The sequence below is a fragment of the Streptomyces sp. NPDC053432 genome (genome assembly GCF_055585365.1).
The window spans coordinates 17,563-33,816 of sequence record NZ_JBVJKF010000008.1 but is presented as its reverse complement, the minus strand read 5'-3'; the positions used below and the strand labels follow the sequence as shown (position 1 = coordinate 33,816).

The 16,254-nt window shown below is 72.2% G+C and carries 20 protein-coding genes; 19 read left to right on the top strand and 1 reads right to left on the bottom strand.

Going from position 1 to position 16,254, the window contains the following annotated elements:
- Positions 1 to 22 precede the first annotated feature (22 nt).
- From hisD to hisF, 8 genes are read left to right on the top strand one after another with little or no spacing between them, the layout of a single operon-like run.
- Entirely contained in the window at positions 23 to 1,345 is a 1,323-nt protein-coding gene (gene hisD, locus ACZ6Y1_RS15370) for a histidinol dehydrogenase (protein WP_469628403.1), read from the top strand.
- Positions 1,342 to 2,451 carry a histidinol-phosphate transaminase gene (locus ACZ6Y1_RS15365; RefSeq protein WP_469628400.1) on the top strand — a complete coding sequence of 370 codons (1,110 nt, stop codon included), beginning with the start codon at positions 1,342 to 1,344 and terminating at the stop codon, positions 2,449 to 2,451. The genes hisD and ACZ6Y1_RS15365 overlap by 4 nt, the downstream gene beginning before the upstream one ends.
- Complete coding sequence (gene hisB, locus ACZ6Y1_RS15360; RefSeq protein WP_030707279.1) at positions 2,448 to 3,041, top strand: imidazoleglycerol-phosphate dehydratase HisB; 594 nt, start codon at positions 2,448 to 2,450, stop codon at positions 3,039 to 3,041. Before ACZ6Y1_RS15365 ends, hisB begins: the two co-directional genes overlap by 4 nt.
- A gap of 1 nt (position 3,042) precedes the next feature.
- Positions 3,043 to 3,210, top strand: coding sequence for a hypothetical protein (locus ACZ6Y1_RS15355; RefSeq protein ID WP_362590272.1), 168 nt, complete (start codon positions 3,043 to 3,045; stop codon positions 3,208 to 3,210).
- Positions 3,207 to 3,851, top strand: coding sequence for an imidazole glycerol phosphate synthase subunit HisH (gene hisH, locus ACZ6Y1_RS15350; protein ID WP_469628395.1), 645 nt, complete (start codon positions 3,207 to 3,209; stop codon positions 3,849 to 3,851). Before ACZ6Y1_RS15355 ends, hisH begins: the two co-directional genes overlap by 4 nt.
- Positions 3,851 to 4,588 carry a bifunctional 1-(5-phosphoribosyl)-5-((5-phosphoribosylamino)methylideneamino)imidazole-4-carboxamide isomerase/phosphoribosylanthranilate isomerase PriA gene (priA, locus tag ACZ6Y1_RS15345; RefSeq protein WP_403887153.1) on the top strand — a complete coding sequence of 246 codons (738 nt, stop codon included), beginning with the start codon at positions 3,851 to 3,853 and terminating at the stop codon, positions 4,586 to 4,588. Before hisH ends, priA begins: the two co-directional genes overlap by 1 nt.
- Positions 4,585 to 4,974 carry a RidA family protein gene (locus ACZ6Y1_RS15340; RefSeq protein WP_469628391.1) on the top strand — a complete coding sequence of 130 codons (390 nt, stop codon included), beginning with the start codon at positions 4,585 to 4,587 and terminating at the stop codon, positions 4,972 to 4,974. Before priA ends, ACZ6Y1_RS15340 begins: the two co-directional genes overlap by 4 nt.
- Positions 4,971 to 5,726, top strand: coding sequence for an imidazole glycerol phosphate synthase subunit HisF (gene hisF, locus ACZ6Y1_RS15335; protein WP_469628388.1), 756 nt, complete (start codon positions 4,971 to 4,973; stop codon positions 5,724 to 5,726). The genes ACZ6Y1_RS15340 and hisF overlap by 4 nt, the downstream gene beginning before the upstream one ends.
- Positions 5,727 to 5,897: 171 nt before the next feature.
- Here the strand turns inward: hisF and ACZ6Y1_RS15330 are convergent, their stop codons facing one another.
- Positions 5,898 to 6,530 carry a TIGR03085 family metal-binding protein gene (locus ACZ6Y1_RS15330; protein ID WP_469628385.1) on the bottom strand — a complete coding sequence of 211 codons (633 nt, stop codon included), beginning with the start codon at positions 6,528 to 6,530 and terminating at the stop codon, positions 5,898 to 5,900.
- Between the two features lie 84 nt (positions 6,531 to 6,614).
- Between ACZ6Y1_RS15330 and hisI the strand changes: the two genes are divergently transcribed.
- The 11 genes from hisI (at position 6,615) to lgt (ending at position 15,849) form a co-directional block, all read left to right on the top strand.
- Positions 6,615 to 6,977, top strand: coding sequence for a phosphoribosyl-AMP cyclohydrolase (gene hisI / locus ACZ6Y1_RS15325; RefSeq protein ID WP_384595537.1), 363 nt, complete (start codon positions 6,615 to 6,617; stop codon positions 6,975 to 6,977).
- A 19-nt stretch (positions 6,978 to 6,996) separates the two neighbouring features.
- Positions 6,997 to 8,487, top strand: a complete 1,491-nt coding sequence (locus tag ACZ6Y1_RS15320) for an anthranilate synthase component I (RefSeq protein WP_469628382.1) — start codon at positions 6,997 to 6,999, stop codon at positions 8,485 to 8,487.
- A 14-nt stretch (positions 8,488 to 8,501) separates the two neighbouring features.
- A complete protein-coding gene (locus ACZ6Y1_RS15315) occupies positions 8,502 to 9,206 on the top strand; it encodes a TIGR02234 family membrane protein (RefSeq protein ID WP_469628379.1) in 705 nt (234 codons plus the stop codon).
- Between the two features lie 127 nt (positions 9,207 to 9,333).
- Positions 9,334 to 9,585, top strand: coding sequence for an HGxxPAAW family protein (locus ACZ6Y1_RS15310; protein WP_469628376.1), 252 nt, complete (start codon positions 9,334 to 9,336; stop codon positions 9,583 to 9,585).
- Between the two features lie 140 nt (positions 9,586 to 9,725).
- The gene (locus ACZ6Y1_RS15305) at positions 9,726 to 10,220 is read left to right on the top strand and encodes a DUF2752 domain-containing protein (RefSeq protein ID WP_469628373.1); all 495 of its coding nucleotides are present in this window, start codon (positions 9,726 to 9,728) and stop codon (positions 10,218 to 10,220) included.
- Between the two features lie 172 nt (positions 10,221 to 10,392).
- On the top strand, positions 10,393 to 11,202 hold the full coding sequence (trpC, locus tag ACZ6Y1_RS15300; protein WP_469628370.1) for an indole-3-glycerol phosphate synthase TrpC: 810 nt from the start codon (positions 10,393 to 10,395) through the stop codon (positions 11,200 to 11,202).
- Between the two features lie 9 nt (positions 11,203 to 11,211).
- A complete protein-coding gene (gene trpM / locus ACZ6Y1_RS15295) occupies positions 11,212 to 11,436 on the top strand; it encodes a tryptophan biosynthesis modulator TrpM (RefSeq protein WP_469628367.1) in 225 nt (74 codons plus the stop codon).
- A gap of 202 nt (positions 11,437 to 11,638) precedes the next feature.
- On the top strand, positions 11,639 to 12,889 hold the full coding sequence (gene trpB / locus ACZ6Y1_RS15290) for a tryptophan synthase subunit beta (RefSeq protein ID WP_469628363.1): 1,251 nt from the start codon (positions 11,639 to 11,641) through the stop codon (positions 12,887 to 12,889).
- Positions 12,886 to 13,716: a tryptophan synthase subunit alpha gene (gene trpA, locus ACZ6Y1_RS15285; RefSeq protein WP_469628360.1), complete on the top strand. Its 831-nt coding sequence runs from the start codon at positions 12,886 to 12,888 to the stop codon at positions 13,714 to 13,716. Before trpB ends, trpA begins: the two co-directional genes overlap by 4 nt.
- 170 nt (positions 13,717 to 13,886) lie before the next feature.
- Positions 13,887 to 14,795, top strand: a complete 909-nt coding sequence (locus tag ACZ6Y1_RS15280) for a DsbA family protein (protein WP_469629065.1) — start codon at positions 13,887 to 13,889, stop codon at positions 14,793 to 14,795.
- Between the two features lie 88 nt (positions 14,796 to 14,883).
- Positions 14,884 to 15,849 carry a prolipoprotein diacylglyceryl transferase gene (gene lgt, locus ACZ6Y1_RS15275; protein ID WP_469629062.1) on the top strand — a complete coding sequence of 322 codons (966 nt, stop codon included), beginning with the start codon at positions 14,884 to 14,886 and terminating at the stop codon, positions 15,847 to 15,849.
- Positions 15,850 to 16,254: the final 405 nt, after the last annotated feature.

Genomic DNA, 16,254 nt, shown 5'->3' with positions numbered 1-16,254 from the left:
GGCGGTCTGAGAGAATTGGAAGGTGATCTCTCGTATCGACCTGCGCGGTGACGCCCTCCCCGAGGGCGGCGCCCTGCGCGATCTGCTGCCCCGTGCCGAGTTCGACGTAGAAGCTGCCCTGGAGAAGGTGCGGCCCATCTGCGAGGACGTCCATCATCGTGGCACGGCGGCGCTGATCGAGTACGCGCAGAAGTTCGACGGGGTGACGTTGGAGCAGGTCAGGGTGGACGCAGAGGCCCTCCAGGCCGCCCTCGACGAGCTCGACCCGGCCGTCCGCGCCGCCCTGGAGGAGTCGATCCGGCGCGCCCGGATCGTGCACCGCAACCAGCGCCGCACCGAGCACACCACCCAGGTGGTCCCCGGCGGCACCGTGACCGAGAAGTGGGTTCCGGTGGAGCGCGTGGGGCTGTACGCCCCAGGCGGCCGCTCGGTGTACCCGTCCTCCGTCGTCATGAACGTCGTACCGGCCCAGGAGGCGGGGGTCGGCTCGATCGCGCTCGCGTCCCCGCCGCAGAGGGAGTTCGGCGGGCTGCCGCACCCCACGATCCTGGCCGCCTGCGCGCTGCTCGGCGTGGACGAGGTGTACGCGGCCGGCGGGGCCCAGGCCGTGGCGATGTTCGCGTACGGGACCGAGGAGTGCGCGCCCGCCAACATGGTGACCGGCCCCGGCAACATCTGGGTCGCCGCCGCCAAGCGCTACTTCACCGGGAAGATCGGCATCGACACCGAGGCCGGCCCGACCGAGATCGCGGTCCTCGCGGACTCCACGGCCGACCCGGTGCACGTCGCCGCCGACCTGATCAGCCAGGCCGAGCACGACCCGCTGGCCGCCGCCGTCCTCGTCACCGACTCCGAGGAACTCGCGGCCGCCGTCGAGCGCGAGCTGGAGCCGCAGGTCGCCGCCACCAAGCACGTCGAGGACCGGATCAAGCCCGCCCTCGCCGGCAGGCAGTCCGCCATCGTGCTCGTGCGCGACCTGGAGGACGGCCTCAAGGTCGTCGACGCCTACGGCGCCGAGCACCTGGAGATCCAGACCGCCGACGCCGCCGCGTGGGCCGCCCGCGTGCGCAACGCCGGCGCGATCTTCGTCGGCCCGTGGGCCCCGGTCTCCCTCGGCGACTACTGCGCCGGGTCGAACCACGTGCTGCCCACCGGCGGATGCGCCTGCCACTCCTCCGGCCTGTCCGTGCAGTCCTTCCTGCGCGGCATCCACATCGTCGACTACACGCGCGACGCCCTCGCCGAGGTCACCCACCACGTGGTCACCCTCGCCGAGGCCGAGGACCTGCCCGCGCACGGCGCGGCCCTCAAGGCGCGCTTCGGATGGAAGGTGCCCGGACAGTGACCTTCGGGATCGACGACCTCCCCATCCGGGACGAGCTCCGCGGCAAGAGCCCTTACGGCGCCCCGCAGCTCGACGTGCCCGTGCAGCTGAACACCAACGAGAACCCGTACGAGCTGCCCGAGCCGCTCGTACGGCGCATCGCCGAGCGCGTGGCCGACGCCGCCCGCACCCTCAACCGCTACCCCGACCGGGACGCGGTGGAGCTGCGCACCGAGCTGGCCGCCTACCTCACCCGCACGGGCAAGCACCCCGTCGCCAAGGAGAACGTCTGGGCCGCCAACGGCTCCAACGAGGTCCTCCAGCAACTGCTGCAGACCTTCGGCGGCCCGGGTCGCACGGCCATCGGCTTCGAGCCCTCGTACTCGATGCACGCGCTCATCGCGCGCGGCACCGGCACGGGGTGGATCTCCGGCCCGCGCCGCGAGGACTTCCGCCTGGACGTGGAGGCGGCGGAGCAGGCGATCGCCGAGAACGCCCCTGACGTCGTCTTCATCACCTCGCCCAACAACCCCACGGGTACCGCGGTCGAGGCGGAGACGGTCCTCGCCCTCTACGAGGCGGCGCAGGCCGCCAAGCCTTCGCTGGTCGTCGTGGACGAGGCGTACGTGGAGTTCTCCCACCGCGACTCCCTCCTCCCGCTGATCGAAGGCCGCCCGAACCTGGTGATCTCCCGGACCATGTCCAAGGCCTTCGGCGCCGCCGGACTGCGCCTGGGCTACCTGGCCGCGCACCCCGCCGTGGTCGACGCCGTCCAGCTGGTGCGCCTGCCGTACCACCTGTCGGCCGTCACCCAGGCCACCGCGCTGGCCGCCCTGGAGCACACCGACACCCTGCTCGGATACGTCGAGCAGCTCAAGGCCGAGCGGGACCGCCTCGTCACCGAGCTGCGGGCCATCGGCTACGAGGTCACCGAGTCCGACGCGAACTTCATCCAGTTCGGCCGGTTCGAGGACTCCCACACCGCTTGGCAGAAGATCCTCGACCAGGGCGTCCTGGTCCGGGACAACGGAGTGCCGGGCTGGCTGCGGGTCACCGCGGGCACCCCGGCCGAGAACGACGCGTTCCTGGAAGCGGTTCGCGCACTGAAGAAGGAGCAGCACGCATGAGCCGCATCGGACGGGTCGAACGGACCACGAAGGAGACCTCGGTCCTCGTCGAGATAAACCTCGACGGCACCGGCAAGGTCGACGTCTCGACGGGCGTGGGCTTCTACGACCACATGCTCGACCAGCTCGGCCGCCACGGCCTGTTCGACCTCACGGTCAAGACGGACGGCGACCTGCACATCGACAGCCACCACACCATCGAGGACACCGCGCTCGCGCTCGGTGCCGCCTTCAAGCAGGCCCTCGGCGACAAGGTCGGCATCTACCGCTTCGGCAACTGCACCGTGCCCCTGGACGAGTCCCTCGCCCAGGTCACCGTCGACCTGTCGGGCCGCCCCTACCTCGTGCACACCGAGCCCGAGAACATGGCGCCGATGATCGGCGAGTACGACACGACGATGACCCGGCACATCCTGGAGTCCTTCGTCGCGCAGGCCCAGATCGCCCTGCACGTCCACGTCCCCTACGGCCGCAACGCCCATCACATCGTGGAGTGCCAGTTCAAGGCGCTGGCGCGCGCCCTGCGCTACGCCGCCGAGTTCGACCCGCGCGCCGCCGGGATCCTTCCGTCCACGAAGGGCGCCCTCTAGCGTGAACGGGCTCAACACCATCCTGATCGTCGTCGGCCTCTTCCTGGCCGGCGGCGTCTACTCCTTCCAGAAGCAGCAGATGCCCAAGTCGGTCGTCGTCCTGCTCGCCATCGGCTCCGCGATGTGCCTGGCCGCCGGAGTCCTGCGAATCCAAGGAATCTGGGAATGAGCGCAGCCACCAAGAACGTCGTCGTCTTCGACTACGGCTTCGGCAACGTCCGCTCCGCCGAGCGCGCCCTCGCGCGCGTCGGCGCGAACGTCGAGATCACCCGCGACTACGACAAGGCCATGGACGCCGACGGGCTCCTCGTCCCCGGCGTCGGCGCCTTCTCCGCCTGCATGCAGGGCCTGCGCGAGGTCCGCGGCGACTGGATCATCGGCCGCCGGCTCTCCGGCGGCCGCCCCGTCATGGGCATCTGCGTCGGCATGCAGATCCTCTTCGAGCGCGGCATCGAGCACGGCGTCGAGACCGAGGGCCTGGACGAGTGGCCCGGCACGGTCGGCCCGCTCAAGGCCCCCGTCGTCCCCCACATGGGCTGGAACACCGTCGAGGCCCCGGAGGACAGCCGGCTGTTCGCCGGCCTCGACGCCGACGCCCGGTTCTACTTCGTGCACTCCTACGCGGCGCACGACTGGACCCTGGAAGTCACCAACCCGGTGATCCGCGCCCCCAAGGTCACCTGGGCCACGCACGGGGAACGGTTCGTCGCGGCGGTGGAGAACGGCGCCCTGTGGGCCACCCAGTTCCACCCCGAGAAGTCCGGAGACGCCGGAGCCCAGCTCCTCACCAACTGGATCGAGACCCTGTGATGACCGCTACGCCGAAGACCCTGGAACTCCTGCCCGCGGTCGACGTCCGCGACGGCCAGGCCGTCCGCCTCGTGCACGGCGTGTCCGGCAGCGAGACCTCCTACGGCTCCCCGCTGGAGGCGGCCCTCGCCTGGCAGCGCTCCGGCGCCGAATGGCTGCACCTGGTCGACCTGGACGCCGCGTTCGGCACCGGCGACAACCGCGCGCTGGTCGCGGAGATCACCCGCGCCATGGACATCAAGGTCGAGCTCTCCGGCGGCATCCGCGACGACGCCTCGCTCGCCGCGGCCCTCGCCACCGGCTGCACCCGCGTCAACCTCGGCACCGCCGCCCTGGAGACCCCCGAGTGGGCCGCCAAGGCCATCGCCGAGCACGGCGACAGGATCGCGATCGGCCTGGACGTCCGCGGCACCACCCTCAAGGGCCGCGGCTGGACCAGCGAGGGCGGCGACCTCTACGAGACCCTCGCCCGCCTGGACTCCGAGGGCTGCGCCCGCTACGTGGTCACCGACATCGGCAAGGACGGCACCCTCACCGGCCCCAACCTGGAGCTGCTGAAGAACGTCTGCGCCGCCACCGACCGGCCCGTCGTCGCCTCCGGAGGCATCTCCTCCCTCGACGACCTGCGCGACCTGTCCGCGCTGGTGCCGCTGGGTGTGGAGGGCGCCATCGTCGGCAAGGCCCTGTACGCGAAGGCCTTCACCCTGGAAGAGGCACTGGAGGTGGTCTCCGCATGAGCAACGCCCCCGAGGTACGCCGGATCTCCTCCGGCGGGCCCTACGAGGACGTGATCGCCTACTCCAGGGCGGTCCAGCTCCCCAACGGGCTCGTGCTCGTCTCCGGCTGCACCGCGGCCGGCGTGGACGGCCCGTACGACCAGACCGTCACCGCCTTCGGCGTCGCCTTCAAGGCCCTCGCCCAGGCCGGTCTCGGCCCCGAGCACGTCGTGCGCACCCGGATGTACCTCACGCACGCCCGGGACGTCGAGGAGGTGGGCCGCGCCCACAAGGAGCTCTTCGACGAGGTCCGCCCGGCCGCAACGATGGTCATCGTCGCCGGCCTGGTCGACCCCAGCATGGTCGTCGAGGTCGAGGTCGAGGCTTGGAAGGGAGAGACGGCATGACTCTCGCCGTACGGGTGATCCCCTGCCTGGACGTGGACAACGGCCGCGTCGTCAAGGGCGTCAACTTCCAGAACCTGCGCGACGCGGGCGACCCGGTGGAGATGGCCAAGCTGTACGACGCCGAGGGCGCCGACGAGCTGACCTTCCTCGACATCACCGCGTCCTCCGGCAACCGCGAGACCACGTACGACGTGGTGCGGCGCACCGCCGAGCAGGTCTTCATCCCGCTGACCGTGGGCGGCGGCGTCCGCACCGCGGACGACGTGGACAAGCTGCTGCGCGCCGGTGCGGACAAGGTGGGTGTCAACACCGCCGCCATCGCCCGCCCCGAGCTCATCCAGGAGATCGCGGAACGCTTCGGTCGGCAGGTCCTCGTCCTGTCGGTGGACGCGCGCCGCACCGCCACCGGCTCCTTCGAGGTCACCACCCACGGCGGCCGCAAGGGCACCGGCATCGACGCGGTCGAGTGGGCGCACCGGGCGGCCGAGCTGGGCGCCGGCGAGATCCTGCTGAACTCCATGGACGCGGACGGCACGAAGGACGGCTACGACACGGAGATGATCGGGGCGGTGCGCAAGCACGTCACCGTCCCGGTGATCGCCTCGGGCGGGGCCGGCAAGCTGTCGGACTTCGCTCCGGCGGTGGCGGCCGGTGCTGACGCGGTCCTGGCGGCGTCGGTGTTCCACTTCGGCGATCTGCGGATCTCCGAGGTCAAGGGCGCCCTGCGCGAAGCGGGCCACCCCGTCCGCTGAGGCCTTCGGCCCATGGGGCGGGGTGGGTGCGGGTTCGGCCGCGCGAGCCGGTCCCCGAACGTGCGCTGCGCGCCCGTCGCCTCAAACGCCGGCGGGGCTGGAAAATCCAGCCCCGCCGGCGTTTGAGGCGCGGGGTCTGGGGCGGAGCCCCAGGAAGCGGTGGGGCGGCCGTCAGATGCCCAGTTGGGCGGTGGTCAGCTTGGCCACCGCCTCCTTGTCGCCGTCCAGGGTCACCGCGGCGGCGGCCTGGCGGCCGAAGCAGAAGAGGGTCAGTTCGCCCGGTTCGCCCGTCACCGTCACCACCGGGGTACCGCGGCGGGCCACCGCCGTGCGGCCGTCGGGCCGGCGCAGGACCAGGCCCACCGGGGAGCGGCGGCCCGTCAGGCGGGCCAGCTTCTCCAGGCGCGACCAGAGCGCGTCCGCGAACACCGGGTCCAGCTCGCGCGGGGACCAGTCGGGCTGGGCCCGCCGGACGTCCTCCGAGTGGACGTAGAACTCCACCGCGTTCGCCGCCTCGTCGATCTGCTTCAGCGCGTACGGGGACAGCTTCGGCGGGCCCGTCCTGATCAGCTGCACGAGCTCCTCGTACGGCTTGGCCGCGTACTCCGCCATCGCCCTGTCCAGCCGGTCCCTCAGCACCTTCAGCAGCAGGCCGCCCGCCGCGTCCGGACGCCGCTCCCGGACCACCACGTGCGCCGCCAGGTCCCGGCAGGTCCAGCCGTCGCACAGCGTCGGCGCCTCCGGCCCCGCCGCTTCCAACAGGTCGGCCAGCAGCAGACGTTCGCGCTTCGCATGGGTAGACATGCGGGCCAGCCTACGGCCGGAACTCGCCCCGTGCCTGCCCATCAGGCGGACAGAGATCCATTTCCCGTCCCGTCTCGCGGCACAATGGCACGCATGAGTACGTCCTCCCTCGATCCCGCCATCGCCGCGCGCCTCAAGCGCTCCGCCGACGGCCTGGTTCCGGCCATCGCCCAGCAGTACGACACCGGAGAGGTGCTCATGCTCGGCTGGATGGACGACGAGGCGCTGCACCGCACCCTGACCACCGGGCGCTGCACGTACTGGTCCCGCAGCCGCCAGGAGTACTGGGTGAAGGGGGATACTTCCGGCCACTTCCAGCACGTGAAGTCGGTCGCCCTCGACTGCGACGCGGACACCGTGCTCGTCAAGGTCGACCAGGTCGGTGCCGCCTGCCACACCGGAGCCCGCACCTGCTTCGACGCCGATGTCCTTCCGCTGGCCGAATAGCCGGATAGGGTCCCACGCCATGGATCTCGACACCTTCCGCAAGCTCGCGGCCGACCGCCGCGTCATCCCCGTGAGCCGCAGGCTGCTGGCCGACGGGGACACCCCGGTCGGGCTGTACCGGAAGCTGGCCGCGGAGCGCCCCGGCACCTTCCTCCTGGAGTCCGCCGAGAACGGCCGCTCCTGGTCGCGGTACTCCTTCGTCGGCGTGCGCAGCGACGCCACCCTGACCGTCCGGGACGGCCAGGCGTACTGGATCGGCACCCCGCCGGTGGGCGTGCCCACCGCGGGCGACCCGCTCGACGCCCTGCGCGCCACCGTCGAGGCCCTGCACACCCCCCGCGACCTCGCGGGCGGGATGCCGCCCTTCACCGGCGGCATGGTCGGCTACCTCGGCTACGACATCGTGCGCCGCCTGGAACGCATCGGCGACAGCACGGCCGACGACCTCGAACTGCCCGAGCTGACCATGCTGCTCACCTCGGACCTGGCGGTGCTGGACCACTGGGACGGCACCGTCCTGCTCATCGCCAACGCCATCAACCACAACGACCTCGACACCGGCGTGGACGAGGCATACGCGGACGCCGTCGCCCGCCTCGACGCCATGGAGGCCGACCTCGCGCGGCCCGCGCCGTACACCCCGACCCCGCTGCCCGCCTCCGAGCTGCCGGAGTTCTCCGGGCTGTGGGGCGGCGAGAAGTACCAGGCCGCCGTCGAGGACATCAAGGAGCGGATCCGGGCCGGCGAGGCCTTCCAGGTGGTGCCCTCCCAGCGGTTCGAGACCCCCTGCGAGGCCTCCGCGCTGGACGTGTACCGGGTGCTGCGGGCCACCAACCCGTCCCCGTACATGTACCTCTTCCGCTTCGAGAACGGCTTCGACGTGGTCGGCTCCAGCCCCGAGGCGCTGGTCAAGGTCGAGGACGGGCGAGCCGTGGTCCACCCCATCGCCGGCACCCGGCACCGCGGCGCCACCCCGCAGGAGGACCACGACCTCGCGGAGGAGCTGCTCGCCGACCCCAAGGAGCGCGCCGAGCACCTGATGCTCGTCGACCTGGGCCGCAACGACCTGGGCCGGGTCTGCGAGCCGGGCTCGGTGGAGGTCGTCGACTTCATGTCGATCGAGCGCTACTCGCACGTGATGCACATCGTGTCCACCGTCACCGGGCGGGTCGCCGAGGGGAAGACCGCGTTCGACGTGCTCACCGCCTGCTTCCCGGCCGGCACGCTCTCCGGAGCGCCCAAGCCGCGCGCCATGCAGATCATCGAGGAGCTGGAGCCGACCCGCCGCGGACTGTACGGAGGCTGCGTGGGCTATCTGGACTTCGCCGGGGACTCCGACACCGCCATCGCCATCCGCACCGCGCTGCTGCGCGACGGCACGGCGTACGTCCAGGCGGGCGCCGGGGTGGTGGCCGACTCGGTGCCCGAGCTGGAGGACAACGAGTGCCGCAACAAGGCGGCCGCGGTGCTGCGCGCGGTCGGAGCGGCGAACCGCCTCCACCGAGCGTGAAGCCGTAGGGGATAGTGGGGTACGTGAGTGCCGTACCCCCGCCCCGAACCGACGCCGCCCCCGACCCGGAGCACGACCCGGACCACGGACCGGAGCACGCGCCCCGGTCCGAGGCCCCCGACAGCCGCCGCAGCCGCCGCAGCGTGGCCGTCGCGCTGCTGCTCGGCACGCTGGGCGCCACCGTCGTCCTGCTCGCCTCCGGCCGGGTCTGGGCCCGCGGCACCACCGCCTACGCCGGTGACTCCCTCAGGCTGACCGCGGACGGGCAGACCGTCACCGGGCTGCCGGCGGCCCTGGCCATCGTCGGGCTCGCCGCGCTCGTCGCCGTCTTCGCGGTGCGCGGCCGGAGCCGGCTGCTGGTCTCCGGGCTGCTGGCGCTCAGCGGCCTCGGCGCGGCACTGTCGGCCGTCCTCGCCGCCGACGGCCGCAGCGCCCTCGACGCGGCGGCCGCCCGGACCACCGCGGACACCGCGGCCAAGGCGGCGGGACTGACCCATACGGCCTGGCCTTACGTCACGGCCGCCGGCGCGGCCCTGATCCTGGTCGCGGGCCTGCTCGCCCTGCGCTTCGGCCGGGACTGGCCGGCGATGGGCGGCCGCTACGAGCGCGACGGCAGCCCGCGCGCCCGCAAGGCCGCCGTCGTGGATCCGGACCGGCCCGAGGATCTGTGGAAGGCTCTGGACCGGGGCGAGGATCCGACCTCCGATCAGGGGCGCTGACCGGCACTACGACCCCACCCCCGTGAGCGCGGCCCCGGCCGGGTGCGGGACAATGGTCACCGAGCGTTCCGCACGGACCGCGCTTTCCACCCACACAGCATCGCGGCAGAGCAACGAGGAGCAACTAATGGCGGGCACTAGCCACGGACACACCCCGGCCGCCTGGACCGGTGTCATCATCGCCTTCATCGGTTTCTGCATCTCCGGCGCCTTCATGGTGCTCGCGAACCCGCTGGGCTTCTGGGCCGGCATCGTCGTCGTCGCGATCGGCGGCGTCGTGGGCATGGCGATGAAGGCCGCGGGCCTGGGCGCGCCGAAGGCCCCCCACAAGGACCTCGCCGATGTGATCGCCGCCGCCAAGGTGCCCGCCAAGGTCTGACCGGTACCGCGGAACGCAAAGGCGCGGCCCGTCGGGCCGCGCCTTTCGGCATGCGCCCCCTGGCCGGCGTGCGCCCCCTGGCCGGGCTGCGGCTCCCTTGCCGGGCTGCGGCTCCCGCGAAGATCGGAGAGAATCGGCGGGTGGACGCCTCCCGCACTCCCGAAGCCGCACCGCCCCCGGTTCCACCGGTTCCCCCCGTCCCACTCGTTCCACCAGCCCACGGGACCCGTGCGGTCTCCCGGGCCCGGCGCCTCGCCGTTCCGGCCGCCACCCTGGCGGGGGCCGTCGCGGCGTTCGCGTACGTGGGCGTCGTGGATCCCAACGAACCGGGCCACTACCCGGTCTGTCCGCTGTTCCGGCTGACCGGGATCCTGTGCCCCGGTTGCGGCGGCCTGCGGAGCGCTCACGCGTTCGCCCATGGCGATCTGGCGACGGCATTCGGGGCAAATGCCCTGGCGGTCGTCGGCTACTTCGTCTTCGCCGGATTCACGGCCCTGTGGCTGGTTCGCGCCTACCGCGGCGGACCCGTGCCGAAGCTCACCCTGAAGCCCCTGCAATGGTGGGGACTGGGCATCGCGGCCCTGGTCTTCGCCGTCGTCCGAAATCTTTCCTTCGGCTCCGCACTGGCCCCCTGAGGCCCGTACGGGGCCGGCATGAAGCCGTGGTTCCGAATGTCCAGTTACTGGGACGGAGTCAACCGCGTGCGGAGTGCGACGCCACCTGCGGATACCATTTGATTGCCGACCTCGCAGTGGTACGTGTCCGCAAGGCGGCCGACCGTCATCGACCCGGAAGGGGGCCGCTCGCGTGAGTGTGCTCGACGAGATCATCGAAGGGGTCCGCGAAGACCTTGCCGAACGGCAGGCCCGCGTGAGCCTCGACGAGCTCAAGGAGCGTGCCGCCAAGGCGCCCCAGGCCAAGGACGGCGTCGCCGCCCTGCGCGGCGACAGCGTCAAGGTGATCTGCGAGGTCAAGCGCTCCAGCCCGTCCAAGGGCGCGCTGGCCGCGATCGCCGATCCGGCCGGGCTCGCCGCCGACTACGAGGCGGGCGGTGCGGCGGTCATCTCCGTCCTCACCGAGCAGCGCCGCTTCGGCGGCTCGCTGGCCGACCTGGAGGCCGTCCGCGCCCGCGTGGACATCCCGATCCTGCGCAAGGACTTCATCGTCTCGGCGTACCAGCTCTGGGAGGCCCGCGCCTACGGCGCCGACCTCGCGCTGCTGATCGTCGCGGCCCTGGAGCAGGAGGCGCTCGTCTCCCTCATCGAGCGGGCCGAGTCCATCGGCCTCACCCCGCTCGTCGAGGTCCACGACGAGGAGGAGGTCGAGCGCGCGGTCGCGGCAGGCGCCAGGATCATCGGCGTCAACGCCCGCAACCTCAAGGACCTCAAGGTCGACCGCTCCACCTTCGAGCGCGTCGCGCCCGAGATCCCGGACCACATCGTCAAGATCGCCGAATCCGGCATCCGCGGTCCGCACGACCTCATCGCCTACGCGAACGAGGGCGCCGACGCCGTCCTCGTCGGCGAGTCCCTGGTGACCGGCCGCGACCCGAAGGCGGCCGTGGCCGACCTCGTCGCCGCCGGCGCCCACCCCGCCCTGCGCCACGGCCGGAGCTGACCCGTCCCCATGGCCCACAACCCGCCCGTCGTCAGCACGCAGACCGCGCCCCCGGCATCCCGCCGCGGCCCGGTCGGCGTGCCGACGGCACACGCGCCCCTGGCGCGCGGCTGCCGCCCCCGCGGCTGCCGCGCCCCGGCCCGGCGCGTGCACGGGCGGCGGGTCCGGTACGTGATCGGCTCCGAGCCCGGTCAGGTCAACGGCATGCGATGGCGTCCCGGAGACGCGCCGTAACGAGGGCCGCCGCGGCGGCCGGGTACGCGAGACGTACCGCGCCGCACCGCACCCTCGTACCGCCAGCGTCCCCGGGCCCGTCCGGCCCGGGGCGCGGTCTCCTCGTCCCGACACACCAGCGGCCCCCGAGCGGGACACGTCTGTCGTGGGCGAGCGGCGCAATACGGTGAACCCACTCGTCGCATTCCGTAGGAGCACCGGCATGTCCAGCCAATACTTCATCCCGGACCCGGAGGGTCACGTCCCGAACGCCGAAGGCTACTTCGGTGACTTCGGAGGCAAGTTCATCCCGGAGGCCCTCGTCGCCGCCGTGGACGAGGTCGCCGTCGAGTACGACAAGGCCAAGAGCGACCCGGCCTTCGCGGCCGAGCTCAACGACCTGATGGTCAACTACACCGGCCGGCCCAGCGCCCTCACCGAGGTGCCCCGGTTCGCCGAGCACGCGGGCGGCGCACGGATCTTCCTCAAGCGCGAGGACCTCAACCACACCGGCTCGCACAAGATCAACAACGTGCTGGGCCAGGCGCTCCTCACCAAGCGCATGGGCAAGACCCGCGTCATCGCCGAGACCGGAGCCGGCCAGCACGGCGTGGCCACCGCCACCGCCTGCGCCCTCTTCGGCCTCGACTGCACCATCTACATGGGCGAGATCGACACCCAGCGCCAGGCCCTCAACGTGGCCCGCATGCGCATGCTGGGGGCCGAGGTCATCGCGGTGAAATCCGGCTCCCGCACCCTGAAGGACGCCATCAACGAGGCGTTCCGCGACTGGGTCGCCAACGTGGACCGGACCCACTACCTCTTCGGCACCGTCGCCGGCCCGCACCCCTTCCCCGCCATGGTCCGCGACTTCCACCGCGTCATCGGCGTCGAGGCCCGCCGCCAGATCCTGGAGCGCGCCGGGCGCCTGCCCGACGCCGTCGCGGCCTGCGTCGGCGGCGGCTCCAACGCCATCGGCCTCTTCCACGCCTTCATCCCGGACGCCGACGTCCGCCTCGTCGGCTTCGAGCCCGCCGGCCACGGCGTCGAGACCGGCGAGCACGCGGCCACGCTGACCGCGGGCGAGCCCGGCATCCTGCACGGCTCCCGCTCCTACGTCCTGCAGGACGAGGAAGGCCAGATCACCGAGCCGTACTCCATCTCCGCCGGCCTGGACTACCCCGGCATCGGCCCGGAGCACTCCTACCTCAAGGACTCCGGCCGCGGCGAGTACCGCGCCGTCACCGACGACGCGGCCATGCAGGCCCTGCGCCTGCTCTCCCGCACCGAGGGCATCATCCCGGCCATCGAGTCGGCACACGCCCTCGCCGGCGCGCTGGACCTCGGCAAGGAGCTGGGCAAGGACGGCCTGCTGGTCGTCAACCTGTCCGGCCGCGGTGACAAGGACATGGACACGGCAGCCCGCTACTTCGGGCTGTACGACGGCGAGAACGCCGAGGGGGAGTCGAAGTGAGCGACACCAGCGAAAAGACCGGCCGCATCCAGCTGCTGAGCGACACGCTCGCCAAGGCCAAGTCCGAGGACCGCGCCGCCCTCGTCGCCTACCTCCCGGCCGGCTTCCCGACCGTCGACGGCGCCATCGAGGCGGTCAAGGCCGTCATCGCGGGCGGCGCCGACGTGGTCGAGATCGGCCTCCCGCACAGCGACCCGGTCCTGGACGGCGCGATCATCCAGACCGCCGACGACATCGCCCTGCGCGGCGGCGTCAAGATCGCCGACGTACTGCGCACCGTGCGCGAGGCCCACGAGGCGACCGGGGCCCCGATCCTGGTGATGACGTACTGGAACCCCATCGACCGCTACGGCGTCGAGCGGTTCACCGCCGAGCTGGCCGAGGCGGGCGGCGCCGGCTGCATCCTGCCCGACCTGCCCGTCCAGGAGTCCGCGCTGTGGCGCGAGCACGCGGAGAAGCACGGTCTGGCGACCGTCTTCGTCGTGGCCCCCAGCAGCAAGGACGAACGCCTCGCCACCATCACGGCGGCCGGCTCCGGCTTCGTCTACGCCGCCTCCCTCATGGGAGTCACCGGCACCCGCGAGTCCGTCGGCAACCAGGCCCAGGACCTCGTCCGGCGCACCCGCGCCACCACCGAGCTCCCGGTCTGCGTGGGCCTCGGCGTCTCCAACGCCGCACAGGCCAAGGAGGTCGCCGGCTTCGCCGACGGCGTGATCGTCGGCTCGGCCTTCGTCAAGCTGCTGCTCGACGCACCGGACGAGGCGACCGGGCTGGACGCCGTACGGGCGCTGGCGGGCGAGCTCGCCGAAGGCGTGCGCAGGCACTGAGGGCGCCGAGGCGAAACGCACTCCTGAGCGGGTTCTGTAGTCCGATCGGGTGGAAGTGACGGCGGGGAGGCACGCGAGTGCCTCCCCGCTTCGTTTGGCCGAACGTGAGCGAGAAGAACGACGGTGCGAACCGCGATGCGACGAAACGATCGGCCCGGGAGCGACTCCAGATGGAGCGCGAGCGGCAGAAGACCCGGGACAAGCGCCGGCGGACCCTCATCGTGGCGGCGGCGGTGGTCGGCGTGCTCGGCCTGGCCACCGTCGTGGGCGTGATCGCGGCCAACACCGGCAAGGGCGACAAGGCAGCCAAGGCGGGCCCGGTGGTCGCCCCCTCCGGGGCCATGGGCAAGGACGCGCTCGCCATCCGGACGGGGAAGGAAGGGGCCAAGCACACGCTGGTCGTGTGGGAGGACTTCCGCTGCCCCGCCTGCAAGGCCTTCGAGGACAACTACCGCGGCACCATCCACGAACTGCAGGCCAAGGGCCTGCTCGACGTCGAGTACCACCTGGTCACCCTCATCGACGGGAACATGGGCGGCAGCGGTTCGCTGAAGGGCGCGAACGCCGCCGCCTGCGCGCAGGACGCCGGGAAGTTCCCCGAGTACCACGACGTCCTCTTCCAGAACCAGCCGCAGGAGGTCGACGACGCCTACGGCAAGAACGCCAAGCTGCTGGAACTGGCGGGCAAGGTGGACGGGCTGGACACGCCCGAGTTCCGCGCGTGCGTCGAGAACGGCACGCACAACAGCTGGGTCGGCAAATCGCACGAGGCCTTCCGCGCCGCGAAGTTCCGGGGCACGCCGACCGTGCTGCTGGACGGCAAGGACATCTTCTCCGACCAGACCAACCCCATCACCCCGCAGAAGCTGAAGGAGCAGGTCGAGGGCACGGCCGCGGGATCCGGCAGCGGTGCGGGGAAGGCGTCCCCGTCCGCCTCCGCCTCCGGTTCGGCCTCCGCCCCGGCTTCTCCCCCGGCCGGGGCGCGGGCGAAGAGCTCGTCGAAGACCGGCTCACCTTCCGCGAGCGGGTCGCCGAAGGGGACCGCATCGGGCGCTGCCGGCGGGGCCGAGGAGGACTGAGTCACCCCCGGGGCATGTGTGGATTTGGTTTCGGCTTGCCGGGCGGGTTGCGGTCCGTACCGCCCGGCAGGGTAGCGTCATGACTGCCATGGACATTGCTTACATCCCCAGCCCGTCGACCGGCGTGATCCATCTCGGACCGATCCCGCTGCGCGGCTACGCGTTCTGCATCATCGTCGGCGTCTTCGTCGCCGTCTGGCTCGGCAACAAGCGCTGGATCGCGCGCGGCGGAAAGCCGGGCACGGTCGCGGACATCGCCGTGTGGGCGGTCCCGTTCGGCCTGGTCGGCGGTCGCCTCTACCACGTGATCACCGACTACCAGCTCTACTTCGGCGAGGGCCGCAACTGGGTCGACGCCTTCAAGATCTGGGAAGGCGGCCTCGGCATCTGGGGTGCGATCGCGCTGGGCGCGGTCGGAGCCTGGATCGGCTGCCGGCTGCGCGGCATCCCGCTTCCGGCCTGGGCGGACGCCCTCGCCCCCGGCATCGCGCTGGCCCAGGCCTTCGGGCGCTGGGGCAACTGGTTCAACCAGGAGCTGTACGGCCGCGCCACCGACCTGCCGTGGGCGCTGGAGATCAGCGAGGGCCCGAACCGGGTCGCGGGCACCTACCACCCGACCTTCCTGTACGAGTCGCTGTGGTGCGTCGGCGTCGCGCTCCTGGTGATCTGGGCCGACCGGCGGTTCACGCTCGGACACGGGCGGGCGTTCGCGCTGTACGTGGCGGCGTACTGCTCGGGGCGGGTGTGGATCGAGTACATGCGCGTCGACGAGGCGCACCACGTCCTCGGCCTGCGGCTGAACGTGTGGACCTCGATCGTGGTCTTCGTGCTCGCGGTGGTGTACCTGGTGGTCTCGGCGAAGCTGCGGCCGGGGCGCGAGGAGATCGTCGAGCCGGACACCTCCGGTGGGGAGGCCGAGGCCGATGCGGAGGGCGGTGAGGAGTCCGAGGGCAAGGCCTCGGGCACCGCGGCTCTGGGCGAGGCCGAACCGAAGGCGGCCGTCCTGACGAAGGAAGCGCCGGCGCTTGAGGCCCCGGAGGCGGGGAAGAGCTGACCGTACGGTCCGGAAGGGGGCGCCGCGCACTGCGCGGCGCCCCCTTACGCGTACCCGGCCCGGCCGTGCCCGCTGCGCGGGGCCGTTTCCCGACCCTCCTCCCGGACTCCGTCCGGGGGGATCCCCTCTTCCACCGTTCCCCGTGGCCCCGCCCCGGACCCGGCCTTCGCGGGTGCTCCGCCCCGAGCCCGCCCCGCGGCCCACTGCACGGCGCTCCGCGCCCGCGCCTCAAACGCCGGCGGGGCTGGAAGTGCGCTCCGCGCACACCAGCCCGCACCGGGGACGAATCAAGCCCCGCCGGCGTTTGAGGCGCGGGGTCCGGGGCGGAGCCCCAGGGAACGGGGGAAGAGGGGCCCCGGACGGAGTCCGGGGGGAGGGGAGGGGACAGCTCCGCAGGGCAGCGGT